The following is a 14,022-nucleotide window of genomic DNA, read 5'->3' on the forward strand; positions in this document are numbered from 1 at the left end:
TTAACCTCCTTGCATTGGGCTTAAAATTTCTACTTTATCTCCTTCATGTAAAATAAATTGGTTGCGTGCCTCTACAGGAACAACTTCAGCATTGACAGCAATAGCGAGCCAATTTCCCTCATACCCCAATTCTTCAAGCAAGAGATTGAGAAAAGTGTTTTCTGTTTGAACTTTTTCACCATTAACAAAGATTTGCATGTTTTATTCCAATGCCAATTTTACCGCGCGTTTTGCCATTTCTGGAGATAAAAGAAAACCATGTCTATAAAATCCATTTATAGAAATGTGATTACCATATTTGCATACAGAAGGGAAGTTATCAGGATAAGCAGGGCGGACTCCAACGCCAGATTCAACAATTTCTGCTTCAGCAAAAGCAGGATGCAAGGTATAGGCTGCGTTGAGCAATTCCATCATTGATCTCACAGAGATGGCACCGTCAAAGTCACTTTCAATCATCGTTGCGCCAATCATAAAAATATTATCTTGTCGCGGAACAATGTAAAGTGGGATGCGTGGATGAAGAAGACGAATGGGGCGGGAAAGTTTAATATCCCTACAGCGTACGAGCAGCATTTCACCACGCACCCCCCGTATATTTTTATCTTTTCCTAAACGTGCTATTCCTGTTGCATCAATGATCATATCAAAATTTATTTCAGATGTTTTGACACCAACAAAACATGCACCGTTTTTTATCAAGATTTCTTTTAAAGCAATGAGCGCTTTACGAGGATCAAGATGGGCTTCATTTTCATAAAAAAGCGCATGGTTAAAACGTTCTGCAAGATCAGGTTCAAGACGCGCTATTTCTTCACCGTTTATAATTCTATGATGATGTGTCCGCTCTGAAAATCGTTCAAGTTCTACCTTATCTCGTGCTGGTGCGACAACTAAAGTTCCTTTTCGTATAACAAGATCTGGAAATGCTTTACGCCACCATTGTATGGCTTGTACACCAAGATCTTCAACGATCTGTTTAGTATTTTCTCTTTCACAGTAAGGCGCAAGCATTCCTCCTGCATACCAACTTGCTGTTCCTATAGGAGAAAGAGGAGGGGCAGATACAGTAACATGAGCGCCTTTTTGTTGTAACATAAAAGCAACGGTTAAACCACCGACCCCCGCACCTTTGATCAGAATATTCTTCAACTGTTGACTCTCTTTTTTTGAGGGGCTTTGACATACAGGTCACCACTTTCTTGATATTTTTCAGCCATAGCGACCATACCTTCACCTTTTGCCATTTTGAGTGATGCAGCATCACGAATATCATGAGAAATACGCATAGAACAGAATTTTGGTCCACACATAGAACAAAAATGCACCAATTTATGCGCATCTTTAGGCATTGTTTCATCATGAAAGGCACAAGCCGTTTCTGGATCAAGAGAAAGGTTGAATTGATCATGCCATCTAAAGTCAAAGCGTGCACGCGAAAGAGCATTATCGCGTAATTGTGCGCTGGGCAAACCTTTTGCAAGATCAGCAGCATGAGCGGCAATTTTATAAGTGATGACTCCCGTTTTGACATCATTTTTATCGGGAAGTCCTAAATGTTCTTTAGGCGTTACATAGCACAACATAGCGGTTCCAAACCATCCAATCATAGCTGCACCAATGGCGGATGTAATATGGTCATAACCAGGAGCGATATCAGTTGTAAGAGGCCCCAAAGTATAAAAAGGGGCTTCATGACAAAGATCGAGTTGCTGTTCCATATTTTCTTTAATTTTATGCATTGGGACATGTCCTGGTCCTTCAATCATAACCTGTACATTTTTTTCCCAAGCAACTTTTGTCAATTCTCCTAAAGTCTTAAGTTCAGCAAATTGGGCTTCATCATTAGCATCAGCAATAGAGCCAGGGCGTAATCCATCTCCCAACGAAAGAGAGATATCATAGCTGCTTGCAATATCACAAATTTCATCAAAATGTTCATAGAGAAAGCTTTCTTTATGATGATGAAGACACCATTTTGCCATAATAGAACCACCCCGAGATACAATCCCTGTTACACGATCAATGGTCATTGGAATAAATGGTAATCTTAAGCCAGCATGAATAGTAAAATAATCAACCCCTTGTTCTGCTTGTTCTATAAGAGTATCGCGAAAAATGTCCCATGTTAAATTTTCAGCAATACCTTGTACTTTTTCAAGCGCTTGATAAAGAGGAACAGTCCCGATGGGTACAGGAGAATTTCGAATAATCCACTCACGGATATTGTGAATATTTCGCCCCGTCGAGAGATCCATCACGGTATCTGCACCCCAACGAATAGCCCAAACCATTTTATCAACTTCTTCTGCCATTGAAGATGTTACGGCTGAATTGCCAATATTGGCATTAATTTTAACACGAAAATTGCGCCCAATAATCATTGGTTCGCATTCTGGATGATTGATATTTTGAGGAATAATAGCACGCCCACAGGCAATTTCATTCCGAACGAATTCCGCAGTGTAAATTTCTGGTATTCCTCCACCCAATGGATTGGGCTGCACTTGTTGTTGATCTTTTATTGAGAGCCCTTCATTTTCTCGTATAGCGACATATTCCATTTCTTCTGTAATAATACCTGCACGAGCATATGCCATTTGTGTAATTTCTTTACCATTTTTTGCGCGCAAAATAGACCGTTTTTTTTCAAAGGCGGGTATAGGAGAGCGCGTTAATCCATTATCTTCAGGTTTAATGGGACGTTCAGGATAAGGTTCAGTATCATCACGCCTAGAGAGCCAAGATGAGCCTATTGCGGGTAACCCTTTTGTAAGATCAATGATTACATCTTTGTCGGTATAGGGACCAGAAGTATCGTAAACATTTAAAGGTTTTTCACCACTCCCATTGGTTAATGAAATTTCACGCAAAGGGACACGCACATCAGAAAAAAAAGGACTCTGTTGATAAATTTTGCGTGAGGCGGGAAAGGGGCTGCAGCTGATTGATGGAATATTTTTGGGCACAAATTTTTTCCTTCTAAACACAGAGTTCAAAAACTAAGGTGGTATGGGGATATATTCAAATGATCAATTACGTACTCTTGAATGAAGAAATGCTTCTAACATTTTATAGTAAGTGATCTTCAATAAAGCTTAAGAAAATTTATTTTGAAAAGATTAATGCAATATCTAAATAATATCTGCACTCCCCCATATAAACACTTTTGTTAGCACCGATATGATTGGCTTAAATACGGACATTGTCAATCACAAAGATGTATTTTAAACGATTTTGGTGTATTTTTAAGAATAAAAAGAGGCATTATGAAGTGATAAACTTATATATTAAGAAATTATCTTTGATAACTGAGGGGGAAGGGTAGAAAATGTCAATCAATCGGGCATTTTTTGTTTGGATTGATGAGGCAGATGAGTTAGCAAAATAGTTTACGAGAGTGCTTACTTTGATATCGTAATCAATTAAGGAGAACATCAATAATTGCGAGATCATGTTCAAAAGGATTTATTGTTCTTGCAAAAAAAATATACCTATAATAAAATATATACATAGAGGGGGCCAGTTTAAGTGAGAGCGGGTTTGGTTATAGAGCGTTGATTTAAAAAGACGTGGGATTTGTTCGTAAAGGCTTAAGGGGTTGGGTGTTTTCTTAGCATTTGAGTCGGATGCGACCTTCAGATTCAGGGAGATTCTGTAATTTCTCCTTAGTATTCCAGTTTACTGAAGAGAAGAAATTATCATATCGAATATATTCTCTATAATGCATTGAGGTTGAACAGATTTCTGTTCAAAAAACATTGGTATTGATCTCGCAATACAAATTCAGAAATAAATTGAATGAAATAGAATAAAGCACCCTCATGTCAATAAAAACATAATGAGATATGCAGAGAATTTGAAGCTAACTTTTAATTTTTTTCAATACAAATCATAACCAAAAGAGAGATTGAACAAATAAAATGTTTTATTAAAAATTTAAATCAGCGACTTTCTATGCAAATGACAAGTTATTGCATTTAATGATGGTTATATGAAATCCATAGTAAGAAAAAGTTTGAACGGTATTTGTAAAACTTTGCAAAAAGATACAAGATTTAAAAATGAAACTGTATAACGATAGCAAAGCAACAAAACAAGATACCAAATAACATCAGATAAGGTGCCTACATTACACATGAGAAGTGGAAGCATTAAGACTGATGTTATGAAAAAAGTCTGATGAAATCAGCTTATTAAATTGAAAGGAGTAAAGAGAGAAAGAATGCGTAAAATACGGATGGTTCTGTGGTTATGATATCCCAGTGTGGCGGGCAAATTTTAGAGTACAGAACGAGAAGTTGTTAGAAAAACGATGAAAAATAATGGGGGATTTATAATGTCGAATATTTACGATTGGTCGCTAAAGGCTGATGAAAATGCTCATTCAGATAATATTATTAATTGGTCAGAAGGTCAGCCGCCTAGTTCTGTCAACGATAGTGCAAGAGCGATGATGCAACGCGTGCGTGAATATCTTGCAGATAATGGTGGATCTATTGACGCAGGCTTTATGATCAATGCGGAAGATAAAACAACATTAATTACCTTAAAGACAGTTTCGCCGATAAAGAAATACAACAATGATATCATCATACGTTTTAAGGCCCATGGCGTGAATGTTGGCAAGACGACAATAAAAGTTAATAGCATGGGAGAAAAGCCTATTTATAAGGCGACGCATACAGGTGTTATATCGTTAGAAGGGGGAGAGCTACAAACAGATGGTATTTATGAAATGGTATATAATGGCAATATTTCAACGGAAGGTCGAGATGGCTGGTATTTATTAAATCCTACATCTCCAAAGGTGGAAAGTTTTCCTACAGGATTTATTGCGACATTTGCTATGCAAGAAATACCAACCGGTTGGCTTTTATGTGATGGTAAGGCCTATAAGCGTAAAGATTATCCGCAGTTATTCAAGGCAATAGGGGATAAATGGGGAAAAGACAGTGATACAACTTTTAAAGTTCCTGATTTTAGAGGCATGTTTTTACGGGGTTTTGATGATGGTCGGGGTTTAGATGATAATAGAAAATTTGCAGATGAACAACAAGATAGCATAAAATCGCATACGCATATTGGTAACATTGAAGAATCAGGTGAGCATACACACAATTTTCAGTATAAAGGCGTTGGATGGCCAACGGGTAATATTGGGAGATTACCGAATTATTATACCTATAATGCTACCTTGCAAGGAACAACAGATTCTGCTGGTGCACATACACACAAGGTAACTCTTTCCCATACGGGTGAGACTGAAACGCGCCCTGTTAATACAACAGTCGTCTATGCTATAAAATCATGAGTATGATTGGAAAATACAGAATCTATATACATTTGATAATTTTGTTAACGCGGAGTAATTCCGCGTTATTTTTTATATATTTAAAGAGGAAACCTCTATACGGTTTATATGATACTTGAGAGAGTCAAAAAAACAATTTTAAAAATAGAGGAAGAAAAGTGAAAAATATGATCATATTTGATCTTCTTATTGACTATAGAGGAAGGTAAATGATCATTATAAATCAGTATTTATCTATTGATAAAAACAGCTAAAACACATGCGTTATGAAAAAAATAATGCCACTAAAACCACAAATAAATCTTCTATGGATTTAGAGAAAAGAGTTCATTTAAAAATAAAACAGACTCTTGGATCTTTTCGTATTTTATTTTTTGCATGGATTTTAATTTTTAGATTGAAGCCGATATCTTTGAGATCTAGCTTCACAGGAGGATGCTGTTTGAGGGAGTATAAATGGGATATCTTCTTTAGGTAATTCAGAAACGTTTAAGGAACAATGATAAACGTTGCGGAGATTTTGTGTTGTCAAAACGGCAGAGGCATTTCCTTCGCAATAAATCTCACCCTCCTTGAGCAAGATCATGTTATCTGCATAATGTGCTGCGAGATTGAGATCGTGAAGAACAGCAAGAACGCCACCACCAGAATGGGCAAATTGTTTTGCAATGTCCATAACGATAATTTGATGTTGAATATCGAGGCTAGCAATAGGTTCATCTAATATCATCCAACGAGGAACTCCATTATAAATGGGTTTCCAGATTTGGCAAAGAACACGCGCAAGTTGTACACGTGCTTGTTCTCCACCTGATAATTGGTGATAATACAGGTTACCGTAATCAGAAAGATCAACGCGTTCTAAAGCTTCCTGGATAAGATTGTGTAATTCGGCTTTGGTAATGGTAATTTGGTTTACAGAAAGGCCAAGCCCTACAACTTCATGGACTAAGAATGGAAAAACGAGCGTTGTTGATTGTGGTAAAACAGCTCGCATTTTTGCCATTTCATAAGTCTTTGTTTGACGTACATCATAACCATTTAAGGTTATTTTCCCACTGTAAGGAATTTCTCCACTTAATGCTTTGACAAAAGTACTTTTCCCTGATCCGTTGGGACCGATAATGATGGTAAAAGCGCCACTTTTAGCTTGAAGATTAACGTGGTTAAGAATCTGTTTCTTTCCGCGCTGAACGCAAATGTTTGTCGCCTCAATCATGAAAAGTCTGTTCCTCGTTTGCATATAAGGATCCACAGGAAGAAGGGAGCACCGAAAAGTGCTGTTACGATTCCAATTGGCAATTCTGCAGGAGCAACAATTAAGCGTGCAAACGTATCAGCAAAAATAAGTAATGCTGCTCCTAAGAGAGCAGAGTAAGGAATGAGATAGCGGTGATCAGGACCAATAAGCTGACGTAAAATATGAGGAACAATAATCCCAATAAAACCAATACCACCACTGACAGCAACAGCACTTCCACACATAAGAGCAACAAGGGGAATGGCAATATTTTTAACGCGTTGAACTGGAAAGCCAATATGACCAGCAACGGCTTCTCCAAGCGCAAGAGCATTCAGGGCTCGTGATAAAAAGGGGGAGAAAAGAAGACCAACAAAGATAAAAGGGAGAACAAGCCATACTTTGAGCCATGTTGCACCCGCAAGAGAGCCAAGACTCCAAAAAGTAATATCGCGTAATTGCTGGTCATTTGCGATAAAAATCAATGTTCCAACAACTGCACTGCTTAAGGCTCCAAGGGCAATACCGGCAAGCAACATGGTTGCAATAGAGGTAAAGCTATGATGCGTTGCTATTATGTAGAGAACAATCGTTGATAAAAGCCCACCCAAAAAAGCGCCTATGATAACCTTGTACGGCTCTAGAAAAGGTGCAAATGAAACAGGAAAGGCAAAACCTACAACAATGGCTAAAACAGCGCCAAGACCGGCTCCTGCCGATACACCTACAATTCCAGGATCTGCAAGAGGATTACGGAAAAGTCCTTGCATCAAAACACCAGAGACAGCCAAAGCTGCTCCGATCAATAGCCCTAAGATAACACGAGGAAGCCTTATATCAATAAATATGAGATAATCGCGTGTTTTACGACTGACAGAAAATTCTTGCGTAAACAGGCTATAAAGGAAATCAAAGAGTGAAGTATTTGAAGCGCCATTTAAAAGTCCGCTTAAAATGCTAAAGATAAGGAATATTATGAGAGCGAATAAGAGTATTTTTCTTAAATCTTCACGCTTTATTCTTTTATGTTTTTCTGTTTCAGGTGCATAAACCATGGACAGCGTCTCTACCAATTTTATCTGTTTTTATCGTTTTGGTTTGCACCATAAAGCATATGAATAAGTTCTCTTGATGCATTTGCAGTGCGTGGACCAAATCCTAAAAGGTACATAGCATCCATTTGTTTAATAGCGTGATTTTTGGCAGCAGTTGTTGCCTGAATTGCTGGTATAGCTAAAAGCTTTTCAAGATTAATAGATTTTCCACTATGCGTTATAAGCAAAATAGCATCAGGATCCGCTTTTAGTAACGCTTCGTTATTGAGAAGTTTATACCCTTTATAATCGGTAATGGCATTGATAGCTCCTGAAAGTTTTATGATACCATCAGCTGCTGTACCTGTTCCAGATGCCATAACGCGTCCATTTTGTACAGATAAAATGAAAAGAACCCGCTTTGGTTTCGTTACTTTTGCCAAAAGAGCATCATTATCTACAAAATCACGGCTTACTTTTTGAATTAATGCAGCAGCTTGTGCTTCACGATGGATGGCTTTTCCAACGAGGCGAATTTTTTCTATGACACTTTCTCGAGAATAGTTTTCTGGTATGATTACGATGGGGATTGATGTTTTTTTGAGAATTTCAATTGCTGAAGGAGGACCACTTCCTTCAACGAGCAAGATACCTTCTGGAGCAAGAGATAGAACACCTTCAGGTGAAAGAGCCCGCATGTAGCCAAGCACAGGAAGTTTTAGGGCTTCTTTAGGATAAACGCTTGTACTATCACGGGCAACAAGTTGATCTTGCGCGCCTAATGCATAAATAATTTCCGTCAGAGAACCGCCAATAGAGACAATTCGCGCATTTTCAGAAAAATGCGTTGTAGGTTCAGCAATGACACGTTGAGAAAAAAAGCTAAGAGAAAGCAATAAAAAAAGAAGAAAAAAACTGAAGTGTCTACGCAAAAGAAGTATAAGCATATTTTATCTTTCTAAGCGACGACTAATTCTTGATAGAGAGGAAGAGACTTCAATAAAGCACGCCAATCCTCACGCTCTTTTTGACCTTCTTTACGCAAGCCAAAAAATTGTACAATCATACCATCATTTTTATCGAAAACTTCAAGTGAACTGACATAACCATCACGAGTAGGTTTGCGAACATGCCATACACTAGCAATCCCAGACGTAAGTAAGTGGAGGTCAAACCCCGGATCAAGAACATTAAGCCAAGGTCCCATTTGCTTAATATTTTTCACAGTTCCACTGAAAATTTGAATACACCCCTTATTCCCAACAAAACACATAATGGGCAGTTCTTGTTTTGCAACTTGGGTAAGCATTATTTCAACAGCATTTACCTGTAGTTCATCGGAAAATTCATTTCCAGCATATTTTACAGCATGATGCCGATTAATTTTAAATTCGGAAATAATCTTATGAAGTTGGTGTACATCTGTCATTTTACGCCAACGATCCCGAAAATTCTCAATATCCAATTCTGTTATGTCACATTGAACTGGAAGAGAAACAGGAAGAATGTCAAGAACAGAGGATTGATCTTCAAGAAGGAGCTTTTCAACAAGCTTGTTCCACTCTTCCATGTTGGTTGTATCTTTAGAATAGACTTTTAAAATAGCAACGCCATGCTCATCAAAGAATTGTAGACTTTTTGCAGGCTTTCCAAGTATAATGACATCATATTCAAAACCGAATTTCCATTGTTTTGCAAAAATACGCAAATCAATTTCACCCAGTGTTATAGGGACATGTTGGTTTTGAACAATTTTTTCAAAACACCCTGTTATTTCATGAACAGCATATTCATTGCGTGTTAAGACCATAACTTTTCCAAGCAGAGGTGCACTTTCCAAGAGAGTAGCAACATCAATTTGTAGTCTTTTTGCTTTTCCAATGGTACAATAAGCCGCAATAAGCTCTGCTTCAGATATACCAATCGAAACCGCAAAATCGCGGTTTCGCATTTCTTTTTTTTCTTCACGTAAACGAAGAATCATTTCAGCTGTCTGTGCCATGGACTTTACCTTTATGTTACTTAACTCAAAAACTAACTTTCAAATTTTACAATTCCAAGGCAATAGATTAAATTCTTTTAAGAGTTCAATCTATCACAAAATAACGCTCTATCGCCAACAGCCGAACAATCAAAAAAAGGTAAAACAGAAAGAATTAAAACTTTTCTACTCAATTCTTGTAATTTTAAAGATGTTGAAAATAGAAACACAATAATTCATCCTTTTATCGATAATTTTATTGACCTAATCGTTAATAAAAGTGACTAAAACTTTTGTACGAACGACACCTTAAAGTTACGACCAGGCTGGCTATAATAATCTTTCGGTGTTGAACTCTTACTTGAAGGAAGTTCTGATACATTCCAATATTTTGTATTGAAAAGATTATAAACACCAGCTCTTAAGATAGGTCCTGTTTCACCGAATGGTTTCCACCACCCTGTCATATCAACGACATGGTATCCTGGAATTTTTTGATAATCAGATTCTTTAGCTACTTTGTCGCGTTTGGCTGCTAAAGTAAGGGTAATATCGCTTCCCCAAACCTCTTTTGCATATCCTAATCCGATAACGGTTTTCAAAGGAGGAATTGAGTTAAGATACTCTTTTTTATCAAGATCTTTTCCTTGTGAATAAGCAAGAGCAACAGAGCCATGAAAACCATTTTTAAGGGCTAAATGTGCTTTTGTTTCAACACCAAAAATTTGCACACGGAAACGATTCATATAATGCCGACGCGCAAATTTAAATTCTTCTGAGGGCCCTCTATCCTCGGTATCTATGAAATTCTTATATTGGTTTATAAAGGCATTGAAGGAACCACCAAAATTTGCATTCTCATACTGTAGACCAACATCATAGCCATTGCTTGTCTCTGGTTTAAGATCAGGATTTCCTTTCACATAATAAGCAGAAGGTTTGATATAAGAGACGTAAAGCTCTGAAATACGGGGTGCACGAAAAGCTTGCGCCCACTGAGCATAGAGTGTCACTTGATCCCGAACATCCCATTCCATACGCAATTTAGGAGAAAAGCGTGAGCCGCTTCTTTCTGGAGGGAATTTATCAGAAATCAGAGCTTTCTCATAAGAAGGTGTTTTTTGAGGAACATATTTGTACCAATCGTACCGGACTCCTGGCGTTACACGAAAACGACCATCAACGAATCCAATTTCATCTTCAAAAGCAAGCCCTAAATTGTAACCATTTGTGTCTGGTGAATCTGACCGATTAGCAGGAACAAAAAGACATCCCCGCGCGTATTCTTTTATATGACAATTATCTTTACCGAACAAATAGTGATGAAATTTAGATGACTCAACATTTGTTGCAAACTTTAACGTATGATTTACAGTGCTAAAATCCATTTTTTTAAGCGCATCAGCACTGAAACCATAATTTATATTACGCAAAAAATTATCTCTCAAATAATCCCCTTTGGGGGCTGAAACACGAACACCAGTCGTAACGTCACGACTTGATTGTCTTTGCCAATAAAGCTTCCCATTAAACGCATCAAGAAGCGCGTCGCCATTACCATTATAATTATAAGAAAGAGAAAAGCGCTCACGAAGTTTATCATCCCGCTCATAAACGGAACCTGGAGCATATCTTTTAGATGAATTTAATGCATGTGAGTTACTATTATGACCAAAACGTTCTGCAGTAAAACCAATCCGATGGTTATCACTCAAATATTGATGAATTTTAAAAAGCAAGTTATTTTTGTCAAAATGAGAAGGGTTTTTACGCGTGCGTTCTTCATATCCTCCCACTGTTCCCATATTTTTGCGCTCATGACCTTCTACATAAGACCCTTGGAAAAGCAAAAATGTTCGGTAATTGCGCACAGCAAAAGCTTGATCGATGCGCCAGCTGTTATCAACAGAGTGATAACCACCTTTTATAAGGCTTCCCCAATTTTTCCCTTCCACGATAAGATCTTCAGGATTAAGAGTACGCAATGCAATCATTCCCCCTAAAGCGCCAGAACCATGGAGACTAGAATCGGATCCTTGAATAGTATCAAACGTAGAAAGAGCATTAAAATCAAAAGTCGTGTTCCCACCTCCATCACGGAATATATCATTAAACCATGGAAGAGAAATACCATCCATTGTCATAAGAACACGGTTTGCATCTAAACCACGAATAACAAAACTATTACTTTTGGGATTGTAGGAGACAGAAGGATTAAGACGACTGACATCATACACATCAGTTATTTGTTTTTCATCAATATTCTTGCTGGTTTGACGATCAGTTAGAACGGTTACTGAACTTGAAGAATCCTCTATTTTTTGTCCTTTAATAAGGATTGGTTTGAGCTCCGTCACAACATTCTTATCGCTGCTTTGTGCAAAAACAAATGAAGGTATACAGACCGACAACGCACCTAAAATCACACAGCTCCTATGGATATTTTCTCGTCTTATTCGCATAACACATTATAACCTTTTTTAAAAACATCCCCTCTCTAAGCTTGAAATTTTACATAAAACGCTTGACTTAACCCTATCAAAAGTTAGCCAACCAAGCAGGAATGATTTAACAATATAAAATCACAGAGAAACCATATTAAACATGATAAAATCAGTCAAGAAAAAAGTTGCAATTTCTAAATAGCTTGTTTTAATGAGATAAAAGACCAATATTGCACTTAGAATAGCGGCGGAAGAAACGATGAACTTTGCAAATATGAGGCAGTTATCAACTCTTTGGATTGGTGCATTTATTGGCGCCCTTTCTTTGCATATTGCATTGGGAGCACAGTTTTATTTTCGAAAGACTGGTGTCAGTAACGGTATGCTCTCGTCGACTATTATGCTAACTCTTGCCCAAGAGAGTGTATATCTGGATGCTGATAGAGATTCGCCGAATCTAGATCATGATCCAGATTTATCAAGTCTGAGCACAAAATCAGAATTATTACAGCCAGATCTTGCTGAGCAAGAGCCAGAGATATTAGAGACGGTGGATGAAATTCAACCAGAAGAGCCACAGCATACTGTAGAAAAAGATAATTTTACAGAAAAATTTTTGGAAGAATCTCTGCCTCACAAAGTAGAAGATAAAATATTTGAAAAAAAAATAAAACAAAAGACAATTGTAAAGCAGTCATCTGTAAAGGCCGTGCGTTCGGTTGCCGCCAGACAGAGCGGCAGTACCGCAGGGCTTGAAAATCTAGTGTTAATGGAGTGGTTAGCAAAGGTACAGTCGCAATTAGAAAAGCAAAAAAATTATGTTGTAGGACAGCGTACCAGTCGAGCAAAAGGAACGGTAAAGTTAGAATTTAGAGTGCATGAGCGGGGAAATATTTTTTCTAGCCGTGTCATCGTTTCTGCTGGTGATCCAGAACTTGATCGATTGGCTATGGCAGCCCTTCAACGGGTTGGTTCTTTTCCTCCCCCTCCACCATCAAAAGTGAATAAAACGATCAGAGTATCCTTAATATTTAGCTGATTTTTATGGGAGGCTCTGTTTAGATAATATATTGATTTGGAATGATTGCTCATCATTTATAATGTGAATGAAATATAGTTCTCTGCAAATCTTTTTGATGTTGAATCAATCAAAATCATTCGCTTAAAGACATTACAAGGGGAGTATGGATATAAAAAATCTAGGCGTGAACATATTTCTTATGATTGCTCTAATATGAAAAGGCTTTTGCAATATTGAGGATTAGGGGAGGATAGGTCTATCGATTCTTATACCATCCGTGAGAGGATTTTCATCAGCACTCTTCAGGTTCACCATTGTGAAATGAACTTAGAAACATTACAAAATGTCTTTTTAAATCAAAAATAGGAATAAGAAACACATACTATTGAGGCTAGATATTCTGTTTTGTGCGAAGGATATGAGCTTATAGATAAAGATGAGAGAAATAAAAGGAAAAGTTTCAGCTTCATTCTTAAAGATATTGATATGTTTGAAAGTTGTAAAGCTGAACGAAAAGAGAAGAGACAGAAGGATATTTTTTATCTTTAAGGTTTTTTCTCAATGAGTCTGTCTTTTATTTTAGAGATGATCCAAACAGATATATGTAATAACGCCCCCTATGGGGTATAGAAATATTGTAAGCAGAAAAAAACATCCTCAAAATATGCTATTGTACAAGATTTTAATGTTGATGAATAAGCAATAGTAAAAGGATGAGCTATTCATTTCACTCTTTTTCCATTGATAATCTCTATGATATGATCGTTTATGTGTTGAGAAAAAATAAACTATTTGCGCAACATGATGATTTATAATGATAATTCATTATTTTGTATTTGGAATGAGAGCTTCAAATAGCATAGGATTTTCCTATTCAACTCTATTGATACTGAATCCATTAAATCACTTAACTTACTTGCACGTTAAGAGTGAGGCTGTATGTGAATACTCTTTAAGAGGGAATAAAGATATCTCTTAAGAACACAAT

Annotated in this window: 10 protein-coding genes; 2 read left to right on the forward strand and 8 right to left on the reverse strand. The window is 37.2% G+C overall.

What is annotated here, in order from left to right; all coding sequences use genetic code 11:
* From thiS to thiC, 3 genes are read right to left on the reverse strand one after another with little or no spacing between them, the layout of a single operon-like run.
* Complete coding sequence (gene thiS / locus T429_RS0102055; protein WP_005773791.1) at positions 1–198, reverse strand: sulfur carrier protein ThiS; 198 nt, start codon at positions 196–198, stop codon at positions 1–3.
* A 3-nt stretch (positions 199–201) separates the two neighbouring features.
* On the reverse strand, positions 202–1,152 hold the full coding sequence (gene thiO, locus T429_RS0102060) for a glycine oxidase ThiO (RefSeq protein ID WP_005773790.1): 951 nt from the start codon (positions 1,150–1,152) through the stop codon (positions 202–204).
* Positions 1,149–2,969 carry a phosphomethylpyrimidine synthase ThiC gene (thiC, locus tag T429_RS0102065; RefSeq protein WP_005773789.1) on the reverse strand — a complete coding sequence of 607 codons (1,821 nt, stop codon included), beginning with the start codon at positions 2,967–2,969 and terminating at the stop codon, positions 1,149–1,151. The genes thiO and thiC overlap by 4 nt, the downstream gene beginning before the upstream one ends.
* Positions 2,970–4,339: 1,370 nt before the next feature.
* Here thiC and T429_RS0102070 point away from each other — a divergent pair.
* Complete coding sequence (locus tag T429_RS0102070) at positions 4,340–5,314, forward strand: tail fiber protein (RefSeq protein ID WP_005773788.1); 975 nt, start codon at positions 4,340–4,342, stop codon at positions 5,312–5,314.
* A 385-nt stretch (positions 5,315–5,699) separates the two neighbouring features.
* Here T429_RS0102070 and T429_RS0102075 read toward each other — a convergent pair whose 3' ends face one another.
* The 5 genes from T429_RS0102075 to T429_RS0102100 all read right to left on the reverse strand — a co-directional run bounded on the left by T429_RS0102075 (position 5,700) and on the right by T429_RS0102100 (position 12,031).
* A complete protein-coding gene (locus T429_RS0102075; RefSeq protein ID WP_005773787.1) occupies positions 5,700–6,533 on the reverse strand; it encodes a heme ABC transporter ATP-binding protein in 834 nt (277 codons plus the stop codon).
* Positions 6,530–7,609, reverse strand: coding sequence for a FecCD family ABC transporter permease (locus tag T429_RS0102080; RefSeq protein ID WP_005773786.1), 1,080 nt, complete (start codon positions 7,607–7,609; stop codon positions 6,530–6,532). Before T429_RS0102080 ends, T429_RS0102075 begins: the two co-directional genes overlap by 4 nt.
* Positions 7,610–7,629: 20 nt before the next feature.
* Positions 7,630–8,535, reverse strand: coding sequence for a heme/hemin ABC transporter substrate-binding protein (locus T429_RS0102085; RefSeq protein ID WP_005773785.1), 906 nt, complete (start codon positions 8,533–8,535; stop codon positions 7,630–7,632).
* Between the two features lie 11 nt (positions 8,536–8,546).
* The gene (locus tag T429_RS0102090) at positions 8,547–9,590 is read right to left on the reverse strand and encodes a hemin-degrading factor (RefSeq protein WP_005773783.1); all 1,044 of its coding nucleotides are present in this window, start codon (positions 9,588–9,590) and stop codon (positions 8,547–8,549) included.
* 263 nt (positions 9,591–9,853) lie between these two features.
* Positions 9,854–12,031, reverse strand: coding sequence for a TonB-dependent hemoglobin/transferrin/lactoferrin family receptor (locus tag T429_RS0102100; RefSeq protein WP_026500842.1), 2,178 nt, complete (start codon positions 12,029–12,031; stop codon positions 9,854–9,856).
* A gap of 241 nt (positions 12,032–12,272) precedes the next feature.
* Between T429_RS0102100 and T429_RS0102105 the strand changes: the two genes are divergently transcribed.
* Positions 12,273–13,052 (forward strand): energy transducer TonB family protein, encoded by a 780-nt coding sequence (locus T429_RS0102105; RefSeq protein ID WP_005773781.1) that lies wholly within the window; start codon positions 12,273–12,275, stop codon positions 13,050–13,052.
* Positions 13,053–14,022 lie beyond the last annotated feature (970 nt).

The organism is Bartonella elizabethae F9251 = ATCC 49927 (genome assembly GCF_000518165.1).
Taxonomy (GTDB): domain Bacteria; phylum Pseudomonadota; class Alphaproteobacteria; order Rhizobiales; family Rhizobiaceae; genus Bartonella; species Bartonella elizabethae.